The organism is Holdemania massiliensis (assembly GCF_022440805.1).
Taxonomy (GTDB): domain Bacteria; phylum Bacillota_I; class Bacilli_A; order Erysipelotrichales; family Erysipelotrichaceae; genus Holdemania; species Holdemania massiliensis_A.
Map to the genome: position 1 here is coordinate 769,907 of NZ_JAKNTK010000001.1, position 14,314 is coordinate 784,220.

The following is a 14,314-nucleotide window of genomic DNA, read 5'->3' on the forward strand; positions in this document are numbered from 1 at the left end:
GACCTGGAGCCAGCTCTAAGAGTTACGATAAAAGCAGGAAATCGTTAGAAAAACAGGAGGAAGCAAAGATGATCTATCGAACATTAGGCAGCACAGGTCTGAACGTCAGCGAGATTGGTTTGGGCTGTGAAGGTTTTACGGAAGATGAAGGCCGGGGCACCTATGCTTTGGTTGATGCGGCAGCGGAGGCGGGAATCAATTATTTTGATTTGTATTCTCCGGATCCGAACCTGCGTCATCACCTCGGCGAAGCCCTGAAAGGCCGTCGGGATCAGTTTATTATCCAGGCTCATCTGTGTTCTGTCTGGATCGAGGGTCAGTATAAGCGCACGCGGAAGGTCGAAGAGGTTCAGGCTGGATTTGAGGATTTATTGACTCAGCTGCATACCGATCACGTGGAAGTCGGCATGATTCATTATGTAGATTCTTTGAAGGACTGGCAGGAAATTGCCGAGGGGCCGGTGATGCAGTATGCGCTGCAGCTGAAAAAAGAAGGCCGGATCGAACATATCGGTTTAAGCAGCCACAATCCCGAAGCGGCGATCAAAGCGGTGGAAAGCGGCTTGATCGAAGTGCTGATGTTCAGCGTGAATCCCTGCTATGACCTGCAGCCGGGCAGTGAGGATATCGAAGCCTTATGGGCGGATGAAAGCTATGCGAAGCCGTTGGTGAATATGGACCCGCAGCGCGAGGCGCTGTATGAATTATGTCAGCGCAAGGGGGTTGGCATCACCGTCATGAAGCCTTTTGGCGGCGGCGATTTATTAGATGAAAGCCTGTCGCCGGCAGGCAAAGCCCTGACTCCGGTTCAATGTCTGCATTATGCTCTGACCCGTCCTGGTGTTGCCACCGTGCTGCCGGGCGCGCATACGGTTGAAGAGCTGCGCCAAAGCATCGCTTATGAAACAGCCCGGGATGAAGAACGGGATTATGCTGCGGCGCTGGCATCCTTCCCGAAAATCAGCTGGAAAGGGCATTGCATGTATTGCGGTCACTGCGCTCCATGTCCGATGGAGATCGACATCGCCACGGTGACGAAATTCTTGAATCTGGTAAAAGCCCAGGGCGAAATGCCGGAAACCGTTCGGGAGCACTATGCGGTTCTGGAACACACTGCCTCTGAATGCATCGGTTGTCATGCCTGTGAAAAACGCTGCCCGTTTGATGTGGAAGTCACGGAGAACATGCGTCAGGCTGCGGCAATATTCGGCAAATAATCAGCTTGCGTTGAAGCTTAGGCAAAAGGAACAGGAGGGAATAAATCATGAATATTGCTGAAGTCAGTAAAAAATACAATCTCACGCAGGACACCCTGCGTTATTACGAGCGGGTAGGACTGCTTCCTAAAGTCAACCGCACAGCCAGCGGCATTCGCGATTATACGGAGGAAGACTGCCGTTGGGTAGAGTTTATCAAATGCATGCGTCAGGCAGGACTGCCGATTGAAGTGCTGATCGAATATGTCGCCTTGTTCCAAAAGGGGGATGAAACGATTCAGGCCCGCAAGCAGCTGTTGATCGAACAGCGGGAACAGCTGATTGAAAGACTGGACGAAATGAACAAGACGTTAGAACGCTTGAATTATAAAATCGCTGCCTATGAACGCAACGACGAATGTCATCCCTGATCAGAAGGAAAACGGAGGGATCGGCTGAGCTGGAGTTGAAGGCGCAGGCTGCAGAGATTATGTTTTAATACAACGGTATAGTTCGCTTGTTTGAGCTATGCCGTTTTCTTATGGGAAAGGATAGAAAAGCCCCTGTCTGATTTTCAGACAGGAGCCTGAATTATAGCTCCAGTTTTGCCCGCAGATCCAATATCGTATCGGCGGCCATCCCGGTTAAATAAGCGGTAAGCGCAGGGAGCTCCATTGAATTTAAAGACCCCAGCGCTTCCATCACCAACGGCAGATTGACGCCCACCAAACATTGAACCGGAATGTCAGAGAGTTCAGCGAGCGCCAAGGCTGTCATGTTGCAGGGAGTTCCTGCAAACAGATCGACAAAGATCAGCACACCGTCGCCTTCATCAATGCGGCGGACTTCCGTGACAATCCGGTCTTTCAGCTCCAGCGGATTATCCTGCGGATTTAAGCTGAGCGCGGCTATGCTGGATGCCTGGGGAAAGAACATCCCGGCACTGACTTTAAGTGCTTCGGCCAGCGGCCCATGGGTGACGATCAGAATTTGAATCATTCAGCATTCCTCCTTTCTTTCTTTTTCAGCTGTTTCCAATGCCTGCCGCTTCAGAATTTCGCTGCAGAAAGCCTTAACTTCCTGAGCTTCCCCCAATACCCGCAATGGGATGATAAACATCTGATGAGGAGCATGGAAGAACAACAACGTATGAGCTAAGGGAACGATGCGTTGGATATCCGAATAGGTCAGCGTCTGTTCGGCAATCCGAATGTCTTCACCGAAGATCGCAGTCACCGGAGTGTATCGGGCGTGGGTCAGCGTTTCTTTGAACAGTCCGCTGATTTGGTTAGATAGATTGTCCAAAGCCAGCGGCTGATTTTCCAGATCCACAAAACACTGAGACCAAGCACGAGGATCCAGCCGAAAAGCGTGGAAGCGCCGTGGAAATAGATCAGGGTGAAAAGAACCAGAACCGGAACACTTAGCTCGATTGCCAGATGCCGCATTTTATTGCGCGGCAGCAGGGAAGCCAGAAACTGATAAGCTTCTGTCAACTCTGTGTCATGCAGGGTAAAGGTGAGCGATCTGTTCATGCCACTTGGTTTATCCGGCATGATTTTGCAGCTGCAGGTAATGGTTCAGGAACCGTTCAGTAATCAGATGCGGGCGGGTGATGGCGGTGCCGATCGTAATCATATCGGCCCCGGCTTCGGTTACGGCGTCGATGTCTTTCAGCTCCCAGATGCGTCCTTCCGCATTGACCGGCAGGGTGAAATCAGCTTTTAACTGCCGGATCAGTTCTGTATCCGGTCCTTCAATCGGCTTGACTAAACCGGACAAGGTTGTGGAGAGAATATCGACAGCTCCGCTTTGAGCGCAGATCTGACATTCTTCATAAGTCGCACAGTCTGCCATGATGCCGATATCCGGAAAAGCTTCGTGGATTTGATGAAGCAGCTCCAGCAGCTCAGTTTTGCCGCGCTTTTTCGTAATGCGGGCATCAAGCGCAAGCAGATCCGCTCCTGCTTCAACTACTTCACGGGCTTTTTCAAAGGTCGGCGTAATGAAGACGTCATCGAGACTGTCTCCTGCCTGCGGCATGACTTTATTGATGCCGATGATGATCAGATCCGGACTCAACGAACGGGCAGCCTGGATGTCCTGCGGCCAGCAGCAGCGAACGACCTTTGCTCCGCCCAGCATTGCGCTCTGCACCATTCTTTTCATGTTTTCCGCACCGTAGAGCGGCGTATCCTCGTAGGCCTGGCACGAAACGATCAGCTGGCCCAGGCAGGCGTTTACACAGGTTTTCATCAGACTGTCAAAATTCCTGAGAAGTATCCGAGGATCGCAATGACCAGATACAGCAGGATCATTTTAGTTGCGCTCCAGTTCTTCTTGGCCATCAGATAATAGGTGCCCAAAGCGGCTAAGAAAACCGGCAGCTTCGGCCAGACGCCATTGATCAATGACTGCAGATCAACGATGACAACACCGTCCTTGACATATTGGAAGCCCAGATTAATGTTGGCATAGGCACAGGCGATACAGCCGACGACCATCAAACCAACAATGTTTAAAGCGCTGATGATGTCATCCTTTAAATCATTGCCAAGGATCAGCTCAGCGGCCTTCGCTCCGAAGGCAACGCCGCGGTTAAATAAGAACCATGTCAGCGGCACCATCACCGCTAAGAAGGCGACGATGTAGAAGATCGCTCCGGTAATCTGCCCATCCGCACTGAGTCCGCAGGCAATCGCCAACAGAATCGGAATGAAGGTTCCCGGCAGCAGCGCATCGCCAATGCCGGCAAACGGTCCCATCAAGGCTGATTTGATCGATGTGATCAGATCTTCAGGAATATCCTCGCCGCGGGCTTTTTCCGCTTACATGCCCAAGGTGATGCCCGGAATCAGACAGCCGATGAACGGTTCGGTATTGAAAAACGGCAGATGACGGGCCATCAGTTCCTGCTGCTTTTGTTTGTCGCCAGGGTAGAGATCTTCACGGATATCGCCGAACATCTTGACTAAGGCCGGAGCCTGCATCGTTTCCGGCTGATACAGGGAAAGATTGAAGCACATCCAGTTGATATAACATTTGCGGATCAGTTTTTTAGAAAGCACGCTGTCTTTCTTTTCTTGATTGATGGAAGTCATCAGTTCTGCACCCCTTTCCGACTGCGGCTAATTTTGAATTCAAATAACGCGAACAGAATGGCAAAGACCAAAACTGTCAGCATGTCGACGCCCAAAACGCCGACAAAGGCAAAACCAACGGTGAAGAAAATGAGATCGGTCGGATTTTTCACCAACAATTTCATTAGAATCGCAAAACCTACCAACGGCATCGGATTGCCGAAGATCGTCATGATGTCGATCAGCCACTGCGGCGAATTCGCTACGAGCATTTCAATTGCACTCTGTCCCCAATACAGACAGATGAAAGTAGGAATGAAGCGGAACAGGAACTTGACGACGTTGCCCCAGACCGGAACCCAGGCTGCGGCTTCCAATTTCCCCTGTTCCACTAACTTCTTCTGATAATTGACCGGAAGCAGTGTTGCGGCAAAGCATGGCGTCGACATGATCTGACCGACCGCGGAAGCCGTGACGGCCAGGGCTACTGTCGTTCCGGAATCCAGATGGGCGACGACGCCCAGCGGTATCGCGATGAAGGTAGCCAAATTCATATCCGGCGTAATCGATCCTCCCGGCGTAACTAAACCGATGAAGATCAGCTGCACATAGGTGCCTAAGATCATTGCGGTTTTGACATCGCCCAGAATCAGACCGATGAACAGAGCCGAAACTAACGGCCGGCCAAGGCAGTACCATCCGATTAACCCGCCGCCTAAAAACGGCGTGTGAATGAAGGTCAGATAACCAAGCAGAGAAATGAGTATGACCTGAAGTAAATTCATCACGATCCCTCCTTATTTCATTTTATTTTTAAATTCTTTGTATTCGATTCGCTTCATGTCCGGAACGACTTGGAAGAAAATCTCAATTCCTTTCGCATCCAGGACATCCAGATCGGCAATTTCCTGAGCTGTGAGATAAGTGCCGTCCTGGACTGTAATCGTATCGTCCCGTTTTTGAACCGGACCGATCATCAGGCTTTTCGGCAGTTCTTCTATTTGTTCAAACAAGGTTCTGGCAATGGTGGGGAAGCGGAAGACAATCATCGTTCCGACTTTGTCCGTGATCGCCTCACGAATCGGTCCGATAGCTTCCTCTGCTGTGTAGACGTCGTTTTTCATCCCCGGCATCGCGATTTTTTCCACAACATATTTCATCGTGGAATTGGTCGCGGTGAATTCATCAATGACGATGATATGTTTGATGAAGTAGTGCTGAACCAGACGGGTCATACATTGGCCGTGAATCAGACGGTCGTCGCAGCGAATGAGATTGATCATGCTTTTCCTCCTCTCTGAAACCGTGATCGTACGCTGACGGATCTAACTAAAGCATAAGGACTCACCTCTCTTTTTATATAAACTCCAAAATATCATAAATTGGAGTATTTTACTCCAAACACAGAATACACCCGTTTGCACAGATAAGCAATAGCTTTTTAAAAGTTTACAATTTAAACGAAGCCAAGGATTGGTTTGACAGGGGAGCTGTCCCTTTGGATTTCTTTCTTTTTCCGAACGAAAGAGACTTGTTGGCTTAAAATTTATGATATGATTGAAAAAGAGTTTAACCATGAAATCCTCTGAAAAGAAAGGTAGGAATCCTTGTGTCCATTTATACGAAAATCAAAGATAATTACGCTTCCTTCACGAAGAGTGAACAGCGGGTTGCCAAGTATTGTCTTGACAATTATATGGAGGTCAGTACGCATACGCTTTCGCAGCTGGCTGAAAAAGCGAACTGCGGGGAAGCCACGGTCGTTCGCTTCTGCAAAAAGATCCGTTGTGAAAGCTATCATGATTTCAAAGAGGAGCTGGCGGAGGAAACGCGGGAACACCGCAAAAGTGAAAACGATTCGTTTGTCACCCAGATTTATCACAATATTCAGACTTCCATCGAATACACAATTCAGAATCTGGATTTGAATCAGCTTGATGAGATAGCCGGCCGAATGAATAAGGCGGGGATCATTTTCTGCGCCGGTGTCGGCAATTCCGGAATTCCAGCCGAGGCTTGTGCGATGCGTTTGGTGCGCAATGGAAAAAATGGCGTCTATTTTAAAGACAGCCATTTTCAGTCGATTTATCTCAATGAGCTGAAACGTGGTGATATTGCGATTTTGTTCAGTGCTTCCGGTGAATCCATTGATACGCTGCATTGTGCCGAAATTCTGAAACAGCGGAAAGTGACGACGGTTTGCGTGACTTCATCGATTGTTTCTTCTCTGGCATCGCTTTGTGATTACTGCATTTTAATGAAGCGCTGGTCTGGGCCGCTTGGCGGAGGCAGTATGATCGGGCAGATCACGCAGCTCTACATTGCCGATCTGCTTTCGACGCGGACCGGGATGATCGATCAGAAGGCGACATTGAAGGCCAAGGAGACCACATTCGACTATATCCTCGATAAGATGAATAAGGAAAAGATATAATTGGCAAAGAGTCGGCCGGTGCTGAGTTTTTAGGAAAGCGGAACGTTTTAGCTGGGAAAGGACAGGGGAATGGTAATCACTTTCTTTACCGATGTTGCAGCCTTCCGTTCAGAATGGTTATAATGGTTAACGAACATGAACGAAAGGAGATCCACCATGGAAAAACATCAGGTTCTTGTGGACAAAAGCAAGTGCATCGGCTGCGGCTTATGTGTGCGGGATTGTCCTGTCAACCATCTGGAACTACGTCAGCAGAAGGCGGAAACGGTGTCAGATCATTGCATTCAGTGCGGACATTGCGCGGCAGTATGTCCGAAACAAGCGATCAGTCTTTCTGGTTATGCCTGCGCGCCGGTTGAAAAACCAAAGCTGGAACGCTTAGATCCACAGACTTTATTAGATACGCTGCGGTTTCGCCGTACGATCCGGCAGTTTCAGAAACGCGAGATAGCGCCGGAAATTGTTGATCAGATTATCGAAGCCGGATGGCTGACGCATACGGCAAAAAATAAACGGGATGTTTCCTTTGTTGTTTTGGATCAGCAGAAAGACCGCATTGAACAGATGGCGGTCCAATTGTTTCGCAGGATTCAGCCGGTGGCAGGGCTGGTCAATTCTCTGGTGCGGGAACATCCAATTGATGATCATTTCTTCTTTTTTGAAGCTCCGGTGGCGATTGTCATTTTAGCCGAGGATAAAACCAACGGTCTGCTTGCGGCGCAGAATATGGAATATGTAGCTGAAGCATGCGGCCTTGGCGTTTTATACAGTGGTTATTTCACGATGGCGGCGCAGGCATCCGGCCAAATCCGAAAGGCCTTAAAGCTTCAGCGCGGACAAAAGATCGCGATGACGCTGGTGCTGGGCTATCCGGCGGTCCAGTATCAGCGCTCGGTTCCGCGGGATGAACCGGAGGTGATTCGGCTGTGAAACCAGATAAGTGGGAATGTAAAGAACGGGTTCGGCTCATCGCTGAAGGCTTCCAACAATGCCGCAGTGCTTTTACGGCGATCGGTGATGAAACGCGGCAGGTGATTCTGCAGGTTTTGCTGGAAAGTGATCTCAATGGCATCCGGGTTGGGGAGATTGCGGCAAAAACCCATCTGACCCGGCCTTCAGTTTCCCATCATCTTCAGATATTGAAGGCAGCCGGAATCGTCGCGATGCGCCAGGAAGGGACAAAGAATTATTACTACCTGAGCCTGAAGCAGACGCAGTGGAAAGCGATTGCGGATTTAGTCAATCTGATTTATGCGAGCGTCGAGCATATCAGTGCCGCGGAACTACGCAGGGAGGGATAAAGATGATTTGTTATTTTACAGGAACCGGCAACAGCGCTTATGTCGCCTCCAGAATTGCCGATCAGACTGAACAGGAGGTCCTCGATCTATTTGAAAAGATCCGCAGTCAGGATCACACGGCGCTGCATTCTGAAAAACCGTGGGTCATTGTCTGTCCGACCTACGCCTGGCGGATACCGCGGATTCTCAGCGAATGGCTCAAACAGACTCCGCTGACCGGCAGCCGGGATTTGTATTTTGTCATGACCTGCGGCGGCAGCATCGGGAACGCAGAAGCTTATTTGAAAAAGCTCTGTCAGCAGAAACAGATGAATTTTTGCGGTTGTTTCCCGATTGTGATGCCGGAAAACTATCTTGCTTTGTTTACCACTCCAACCCGAGATGAAGCGTTGGAATGCATCCGCAAAAGCGAGCCTTTGATTGATCAGGCCGCTCAGAAAATTCGTCAGGAAGTTCCGTTTTCACCCATTCAGGCAGAAGCAAAAGACAAGCTGAACAGCGGGATCGTCAATGTTTTGTTTTATCCCATGATGGTATCCGCGAAAAAGTTTACGGTAACCGACGCGTGTATTCACTGTGGGTTATGCGCGAAGGTTTGTCCTTTGAACAATATCCAGCTTCGTCAAGGTCAGCCTCAATGGGGAAAGAACTGCACTCATTGCATGGCCTGTATTTGCCGCTGTCCGAAAGAAGCGATTGAATACGGTACGCACAGCGTGGGATTACCACGCTATACCTGCCCTTTGTAACCCATGAGAAAATCCCCATCTCTGATTTGAAACGGAGATGGGGATTTTTAAAACATTGATATTCAGATACAAAATATGGCGTAAAGTGGTACGATTTTCTTATTTTCTTCCCAGCCAAAGTTCTTAGCCGAACATTTAATGGCATAAGCCGGTTTATATAGCTCCATATATCGCTTGAGTCTCTTTGCTTTCGTATTATCTGCAGCTTTGACTTCAATCGGGATGATCTGGTTTTCGCGCTGAATAATAAAATCAATTTCAGCACCTCGTTCTGACTCCCAATAGTAAGGGGAATATCCATTCACAATAAGTTGATTATTCACATAATTTTCTGTCATTCCACCTTTAAAATCATTGATTTCATCCACCATATAAAGAATATCTGTTGCGGATAATTCTTTTTTTGCACAAAGCAGACCTGAATCAGAAACATAAATCTTAAAGGCATCAATATCTCGATAATTCTCTAGTGGTTTCCTGATCTGCTCTGCTCGGTAAATCCGCGAGGTAATTCCCGAAAGGCAAAGCCATTCGATGGCATTTTCAAATTCAGCGGCACGGCCTCCTTTTTTTACAAGTTTATACTGGAAATGCGTGTTCTTTTTAGAAAGCTGAACGGTTATGTTATCATAAACCAACCGGGTTTTCTTAATTTCGTTGGAATGATTGTATTTACTCATATCATTCAGATAACCAGTCAAAATCATGTCTTGAGTATGACGTACGAGAAGATAGTCCTGTGTTTGGGTAAAATGCATGACACATTCAGGCATTCCCCCCACGATGAGATATTGTCGATACAACTGCATTGCAGCGTCGTGATAAACGGCCGGCAGCGGTCTGTTTGTATTAAAACTTTGTTTAATTTGCAGGACGAGTTCGCTCTCTCCCATAGCAAGCATGAACTCTTCCAAATCCATTGGGTACATTTTTTGAATATCAACTTTACCAGCAGGAAATGAAAATTCGGCTCGATTGACTGCAACTCCCAATAGACTTCCAGCAGCAGCAACATGATATTCCGGAGCACTTTCACAAAAATATTTCAAACTCGTCAAGGCTCGTTCGCATAATTGTATTTCATCAAAAATAATCAACGTTTTCTCTTTGATGATGGATTGATTGGCAAGATGGGACAAGATCGGAATTAAATAATCTGGCTGGATGTTCTCGGCAAATGTTTCAGCTAGTTTGGGATTGGTTTCAAAATTAAAATAAGCAACATTCTCATAATGGATTCGTCCAAATTCAAGTAATGTATATGTTTTTCCGACCTGCCTCGCTCCTTGCAGAATTAAGGGCTTACGATATGGATTTGATTTCCATGATTTTAAAAACATCATCATTTTTCTCTGCATAACAAACCTCCTGTGTTTATTTTATTGCATATTCGTGTAAAATTCAATGGAATAATTTAATAAATTAACATTATTTAACACGAAAAACCAAAAATAAGTTTCCCATCTTCAGAACAGCAAAGCCAGAGTTTTATTCTAGCTGAACTGAGATGGTTTCTATTTCAATAAAACTTTCAGAATGCTTCTCTATTCAGTTATAATAAAGGTACTTCAGGAGGAATTTCATGGTCAATTTAGCGCAATGCAAAATCCGTATGGTTTGTCTGGATCTGGACGGTACGTTGTTTACGCCTCAAAAGAAGGTCAGCGAACGCAGCCGTAAAGCGATTGTGGCCTGCCTGGATCGGGGCATTGAGGTGATTCTCGTTACCGGTCGGCCGTATTTGTTTGCCCGCGGTGTCGCGTTGTCCATTGATCCGCGCGTGGATGTTATCGGCTATGTCGGAAACTACCGCAGTATTCGATCTCAGGCGGAAGGAACGCCGATTGCACGGGAAACCGCCTTGGAAATTCTGCGGCTGCTTCAACACGAACATGTGTGGATGCAGGCCAAGACGTTTCATCACATCTATGGCAACGCATTGAATTTGATTCGTCCGGATTATCAGAAGGTCACCCGAAACAATCCAGCTCAGGAACGAATTGAAGTTCACAGCTGGACTGATCCGCTGCGAAAAATACAGGAATCGTCAGATCCGGTTTATAAAATTATTGCGTTGGGTGGATTAAAGGTGAAAAAATTGACTCAGCAGCTATCATCACTGCCAGGCATCAAGGTATACAGTTATGCGAAGACCAATCTGGAAATCACGTCGGATCAGCATGATAAAGGAACAGCCATTCGCTGTGCAGCAAAACAGCTGTCAATTCCGCTGAATCAAGTTTTAGGCGTGGGTGACAGTCTGAATGATATTGAAATGCTGGAAGTCTGCGGCGTCAAGGCAGCGATGGGCAACGCTTCCTCAATGCTAAAGACGAAGGCCGATATCATTACCGGCACGAACGCCCAGGATGGTGTGGCTCAGCTTTTAGAACAGCTGGTATAAAAACAAGACAGGCAAGGATAGTGTCAATAAATCAAGGAGAAAGGAAAAACTATGGAATTTTTGGATTTGGCAGCTCAGCGGTATTCCGTCAGACGTTTCGACAGCCGAAGGGTCGATTCATTGCTTGTAAATCAGATTTTAGAAGCCGGACGGCTGGCGCCCACGGCGAAAAACCTGCAGCCACAGCGCATTTATGTCATCCAAAGTGAAGCGATGTTAGCTAAATTAGCCGCGATCACACCGATGACGTTCAACGCGCCGCAGGTCATGGTCATCTGCGGGGATGAGCAGGAAGCCTGGATCAATCCATTTAATCAGCACAGTTCTGCGGAAATGGATGCTTCCATTGTCGCCGTCCACATGATGCTGCAAATGCAGCAGCTGGGGATCGGCAGCACCTGGGTTTGCTGGTTTGATACAGCCCAGGTGAAACAAGCTTTAAACCTGCCGGAAGCGGTTGAACCGTATTGTCTGCTTCCTTTCGGGTATCCGGCGGCAGATTGTCACCCATCCTGCCAACATGATCAGCGCAAGCCGCTGGATCAAACCGTAGAGTATCTTTAGAACACATTTTTTAGTTTATTTCTCCAATAAAAATGTTCAACTACAGAACATTCAAAGGCCTTGACTTCAGGGTTTTCTTTGAATGTTTTTTATGTATCGCAGAGGTTTTCTTTTTTGAGGTCTATTGTTGTAAACCTTGGCTGGTGCTATAATGAAATCAGATCAATATTGAAGTGGGTAGAAAAAGAATTTGCGAGTATATTTACAGGAATGTGGAGGAAATAGGATGAAGATCAAACGAAGAAAACAGATTGGAATCGGGATATGTCTGATCCTGGGATTGTTAGGACTGGGCAGCTGCAAGTCTGCCGATGCGGCAAAGGGCTCAAACGAGAAATGGCTGAGTCAGGCTGATTCACAGGCAGTGATTGTAAAAGGGACTTATTATATGCCGGATTTCGATCAAAATCAGATCTATGTCTGGCATTTTCAGGATCAGTCTTTGTCGACCTGGGATTTTGTACAGGAGGCCAATCTGGAACCCAGTAAGATTCTTAGGATCACATCTTTCGATGATCAGCATTTGGCAATTTGGACTCAAACTAAGGAAGAAGCGACTGGACTTTATGAGATGAATCCGTTGACAATAAACCTGTGGAATTTGGAAGAGAACCGCCTGGAAAGACAGATTCAGGCAAACGGTTCGGGGCAGATGCGGGGTGAGGACTTATACTGGATCGTTCAGAATCAGCTGTGGCATCAGTCCGTAAATCAAGACGAGGCTGAGATGGTCGCAGATCTGAGTACCCTCGTCGGTGATATGCAGCAGGTTAAAGTGGAAACCGTCCAAGATTTGTATGTGATCGTTTCTGCCGAACAGTATTCCCCGGAAAGTGTGCGGACTTATTTTAGAATAGATCGCAGCGAACAGACGGTTTCTTCCTTTGCCGTGCAACCTGAAAACTGGGGTGCCCCTTATTATTCAGTGGCTTATTTGATTGGTGCGGATGATGAAAAGCTGTATTTTCAGATTTACGGTGCAAAGCAGGTTGTTTACTTTTCAACAGATCTGGAAGGGAAAAAGGCTGAGTTGATTACGCTTCAGGATTCACTGAGCAATCAGCCCTGTTTATCGGAAAAAGGTATTTATTCAGTTGTATCCAATCGTAAAATTGGTAATTTTGACAATCCGAGGCAATGTCAGGTGATTCGCCAACAGAATTATGATAAAACACCCATCACAACTGTGGACTGCGATCTGGAAACACGGCTGACAAGGGTGGGCGGATGGCTGAAAACAGCGACTTTGTCCGGCAATGGAATGCATCGGATTTCATTAATTCAGCCTGAAACAGGCAAGACTTATGAGGTGGTGCAGAATAAAAACGCATTTTATCAAGAGCGGGAAGACCAAGCGCTGGATGGCATTGATCAGCCGATGCAATTCGATCAGGAAGTACCGGCTGCTCAAGGCAGTGCCCTGGATCCCGGAGAACTGCTTACCTTAGAAGGGAAAGTGGTGGAAGTTGAAGACAAGATTTTGGTTCTCAGTGCTAATGGGAAGACTTTACAGCAGTTGAATCCAGAAACGGGTACCTATGAAGAACGCTACTTTATATCGCAGGCGAAATATCCACGAGGAAGAATGCGTTCGATGATCCCGGTTGAAGATTGGCTGTTCATTAAGGCAACGATGGATCAGCCTGGAGGTATGGAGTGTTTACTGATCTTGGATAATCAGGAATTCACTCCAGTTTATACTCTGGAAAATGTCAGACTTGTTTCCGCGGCTCAGGGGAAGGTATATTATATCCGAAATCGAAATGGGACTGAAGCAGCCGAGGTGCGCTGTCTTGACCTTTCCAGCGGAGAGGATGTGCTCCTTCTGGATGAAAGATTGTTTAATAACGAGTCTTATGGTTCATCGCTGAGCGGGATAACCTATGATGATGTCCATCATTGTTTATGGCTGATTCAGGGTGGTTTCCGCGGTGGAGATCTTTATCAGTATGATCTGACGAATCAAACCTTAACTTTAAAAGCCCGTCCGGAACAAATTGATACCTACAATGAACAGAGTTTTTTGTTAACTCCATCAGCGCGGCCAAAATTGCTTTTGGGTTTATGGCAGGCGGAAGATTTGATTGGGGATAATGTAGACTATTATTTCCTGGAAGGAAATCAGGCAGACTTACTAATCAAAGATATATCGATGATGGGAAGTGCCGTTCTTACGCAGCGGGGTGCATTTACCGCGGAGCTCTCAGACGGGGATTACGCGCAGCCGTTTCAGGACTATAATTCACCAAGCTATCGTCCTTATTCAACGATTTATTATCGCAGCGGGGAGCGCAAGGATGAACTATTTCAATTAGACAGTATGGAAGTGGAATTAGCCTATCTTCCATCGGTTGATCTGTTATGGCTGAGGGCGCAGGATAAACAGTCAGAATATCCGCAGGAAACCTGGATCAGTTATCTCTACGATCTCAATTCCGGTGAACTGCGTACAATCAACGAAGAAACCTTCAACATTTATGAGTGAATCTCCGATTGGATTGATCAGAAGTGGATGTATTCAGCTTTTGTGATCCTGCTGGATTTCTGAATCTTAGATACGCTGAAATACAGGAAAGAATGAAGGAA

Annotated in this window: 16 protein-coding genes and 1 pseudogene; 9 read left to right on the forward strand and 8 right to left on the reverse strand. The window is 47.2% G+C overall.

The features are described 5' to 3' along the window. Nucleotides 1-68 precede the first annotated feature (68 nt). Both MCG46_RS03535 and MCG46_RS03540 read left to right on the forward strand, forming a co-directional pair. On the forward strand, nucleotides 69-1,217 hold the full coding sequence (locus MCG46_RS03535) for an aldo/keto reductase (protein ID WP_240277688.1): 1,149 nt from the start codon (nucleotides 69-71) through the stop codon (nucleotides 1,215-1,217). Between the two features lie 47 nt (nucleotides 1,218-1,264). Then, the gene (locus MCG46_RS03540; protein WP_240277689.1) at nucleotides 1,265-1,627 is read left to right on the forward strand and encodes a MerR family transcriptional regulator; all 363 of its coding nucleotides are present in this window, start codon (nucleotides 1,265-1,267) and stop codon (nucleotides 1,625-1,627) included. 160 nt (nucleotides 1,628-1,787) lie between these two features. Here the strand turns inward: MCG46_RS03540 and MCG46_RS03545 are convergent, their stop codons facing one another. From MCG46_RS03545 to MCG46_RS03575, 7 genes and pseudogenes are all read right to left on the reverse strand, one after another. Then, nucleotides 1,788-2,195: a PTS sugar transporter subunit IIA gene (locus MCG46_RS03545; protein WP_240277690.1), complete on the reverse strand. Its 408-nt coding sequence runs from the start codon at nucleotides 2,193-2,195 to the stop codon at nucleotides 1,788-1,790. Then, nucleotides 2,196-2,528, reverse strand: a complete 333-nt coding sequence (locus MCG46_RS03550; RefSeq protein ID WP_240277695.1) for a YcxB family protein — start codon at nucleotides 2,526-2,528, stop codon at nucleotides 2,196-2,198. Beyond that, the gene (locus MCG46_RS03555) at nucleotides 2,453-2,731 is read right to left on the reverse strand and encodes a hypothetical protein (protein ID WP_240277698.1); all 279 of its coding nucleotides are present in this window, start codon (nucleotides 2,729-2,731) and stop codon (nucleotides 2,453-2,455) included. The genes MCG46_RS03550 and MCG46_RS03555 overlap by 76 nt, the downstream gene beginning before the upstream one ends. 10 nt (nucleotides 2,732-2,741) lie before the next feature. Then, nucleotides 2,742-3,452, reverse strand: a complete 711-nt coding sequence (locus MCG46_RS03560; protein ID WP_240277700.1) for an N-acetylmannosamine-6-phosphate 2-epimerase — start codon at nucleotides 3,450-3,452, stop codon at nucleotides 2,742-2,744. Further along, nucleotides 3,452-4,297, reverse strand: a pseudogene (locus MCG46_RS03565) (PTS system mannose/fructose/sorbose family transporter subunit IID). Before MCG46_RS03565 ends, MCG46_RS03560 begins: the two are co-directional and overlap by 1 nt. Next, nucleotides 4,297-5,061, reverse strand: coding sequence for a PTS mannose/fructose/sorbose/N-acetylgalactosamine transporter subunit IIC (locus MCG46_RS03570; RefSeq protein WP_240277705.1), 765 nt, complete (start codon nucleotides 5,059-5,061; stop codon nucleotides 4,297-4,299). The pseudogene MCG46_RS03565 and the gene MCG46_RS03570 overlap by 1 nt, the downstream one beginning before the upstream one ends. Before the next feature lie 12 nt (nucleotides 5,062-5,073). Then, nucleotides 5,074-5,559: a PTS sugar transporter subunit IIB gene (locus tag MCG46_RS03575; protein WP_240277706.1), complete on the reverse strand. Its 486-nt coding sequence runs from the start codon at nucleotides 5,557-5,559 to the stop codon at nucleotides 5,074-5,076. Between the two features lie 326 nt (nucleotides 5,560-5,885). On the opposite strand from MCG46_RS03575, the gene MCG46_RS03580 reads away from it, so the two are divergent. The 4 genes from MCG46_RS03580 to MCG46_RS03595 all read left to right on the forward strand — a co-directional run bounded on the left by MCG46_RS03580 (nucleotide 5,886) and on the right by MCG46_RS03595 (nucleotide 8,760). Continuing rightward, entirely contained in the window at nucleotides 5,886-6,710 is an 825-nt protein-coding gene (locus MCG46_RS03580; protein WP_240277707.1) for a MurR/RpiR family transcriptional regulator, read from the forward strand. Nucleotides 6,711-6,866: 156 nt separating this feature from the next. After that, nucleotides 6,867-7,640: a nitroreductase family protein gene (locus tag MCG46_RS03585; RefSeq protein ID WP_240277708.1), complete on the forward strand. Its 774-nt coding sequence runs from the start codon at nucleotides 6,867-6,869 to the stop codon at nucleotides 7,638-7,640. After that, nucleotides 7,637-8,011 (forward strand): ArsR/SmtB family transcription factor, encoded by a 375-nt coding sequence (locus tag MCG46_RS03590; protein WP_240277710.1) that lies wholly within the window; start codon nucleotides 7,637-7,639, stop codon nucleotides 8,009-8,011. Before MCG46_RS03585 ends, MCG46_RS03590 begins: the two co-directional genes overlap by 4 nt. 2 nt (nucleotides 8,012-8,013) lie before the next feature. Continuing rightward, complete coding sequence (locus MCG46_RS03595; RefSeq protein ID WP_240277712.1) at nucleotides 8,014-8,760, forward strand: EFR1 family ferrodoxin; 747 nt, start codon at nucleotides 8,014-8,016, stop codon at nucleotides 8,758-8,760. A 62-nt stretch (nucleotides 8,761-8,822) separates the two neighbouring features. Here the strand turns inward: MCG46_RS03595 and MCG46_RS03600 are convergent, their stop codons facing one another. Continuing rightward, the gene (locus tag MCG46_RS03600; protein WP_240277714.1) at nucleotides 8,823-10,118 is read right to left on the reverse strand and encodes an ATP-binding protein; all 1,296 of its coding nucleotides are present in this window, start codon (nucleotides 10,116-10,118) and stop codon (nucleotides 8,823-8,825) included. A gap of 224 nt (nucleotides 10,119-10,342) precedes the next feature. Between MCG46_RS03600 and MCG46_RS03605 the strand changes: the two genes are divergently transcribed. The 3 genes from MCG46_RS03605 to MCG46_RS03615 all read left to right on the forward strand — a co-directional run bounded on the left by MCG46_RS03605 (nucleotide 10,343) and on the right by MCG46_RS03615 (nucleotide 14,213). Continuing rightward, entirely contained in the window at nucleotides 10,343-11,164 is an 822-nt protein-coding gene (locus tag MCG46_RS03605) for an HAD family hydrolase (RefSeq protein ID WP_240277716.1), read from the forward strand. 51 nt (nucleotides 11,165-11,215) lie between these two features. Then, nucleotides 11,216-11,728 carry a nitroreductase family protein gene (locus tag MCG46_RS03610; RefSeq protein ID WP_240277718.1) on the forward strand — a complete coding sequence of 171 codons (513 nt, stop codon included), beginning with the start codon at nucleotides 11,216-11,218 and terminating at the stop codon, nucleotides 11,726-11,728. 226 nt (nucleotides 11,729-11,954) lie between these two features. Beyond that, complete coding sequence (locus MCG46_RS03615) at nucleotides 11,955-14,213, forward strand: hypothetical protein (protein ID WP_240277720.1); 2,259 nt, start codon at nucleotides 11,955-11,957, stop codon at nucleotides 14,211-14,213. Nucleotides 14,214-14,314 lie beyond the last annotated feature (101 nt).

Coding starts and splice junctions, on each gene's coding strand:
- MCG46_RS03535 (WP_240277688.1), top strand. CDS start 69: ATGATCTATCGAACATTAGGCAGCACAGGTCTGAACGTCAGCGAGATT.
- MCG46_RS03540 (WP_240277689.1), top strand. CDS start 1,265: ATGAATATTGCTGAAGTCAGTAAAAAATACAATCTCACGCAGGACACC.
- MCG46_RS03545 (WP_240277690.1), bottom strand. CDS start 2,195: ATGATTCAAATTCTGATCGTCACCCATGGGCCGCTGGCCGAAGCACTT.
- MCG46_RS03555 (WP_240277698.1), bottom strand. CDS start 2,731: ATGAACAGATCGCTCACCTTTACCCTGCATGACACAGAGTTGACAGAA.
- MCG46_RS03560 (WP_240277700.1), bottom strand. CDS start 3,452: ATGAAAACCTGTGTAAACGCCTGCCTGGGCCAGCTGATCGTTTCGTGC.
- MCG46_RS03570 (WP_240277705.1), bottom strand. CDS start 5,061: ATGAATTTACTTCAGGTCATACTCATTTCTCTGCTTGGTTATCTGACC.
- MCG46_RS03575 (WP_240277706.1), bottom strand. CDS start 5,559: ATGATCAATCTCATTCGCTGCGACGACCGTCTGATTCACGGCCAATGT.
- MCG46_RS03585 (WP_240277708.1), top strand. CDS start 6,867: ATGGAAAAACATCAGGTTCTTGTGGACAAAAGCAAGTGCATCGGCTGC.
- MCG46_RS03595 (WP_240277712.1), top strand. CDS start 8,014: ATGATTTGTTATTTTACAGGAACCGGCAACAGCGCTTATGTCGCCTCC.
- MCG46_RS03600 (WP_240277714.1), bottom strand. CDS start 10,118: ATGCAGAGAAAAATGATGATGTTTTTAAAATCATGGAAATCAAATCCA.
- MCG46_RS03605 (WP_240277716.1), top strand. CDS start 10,343: ATGGTCAATTTAGCGCAATGCAAAATCCGTATGGTTTGTCTGGATCTG.
- MCG46_RS03610 (WP_240277718.1), top strand. CDS start 11,216: ATGGAATTTTTGGATTTGGCAGCTCAGCGGTATTCCGTCAGACGTTTC.
- MCG46_RS03615 (WP_240277720.1), top strand. CDS start 11,955: ATGAAGATCAAACGAAGAAAACAGATTGGAATCGGGATATGTCTGATC.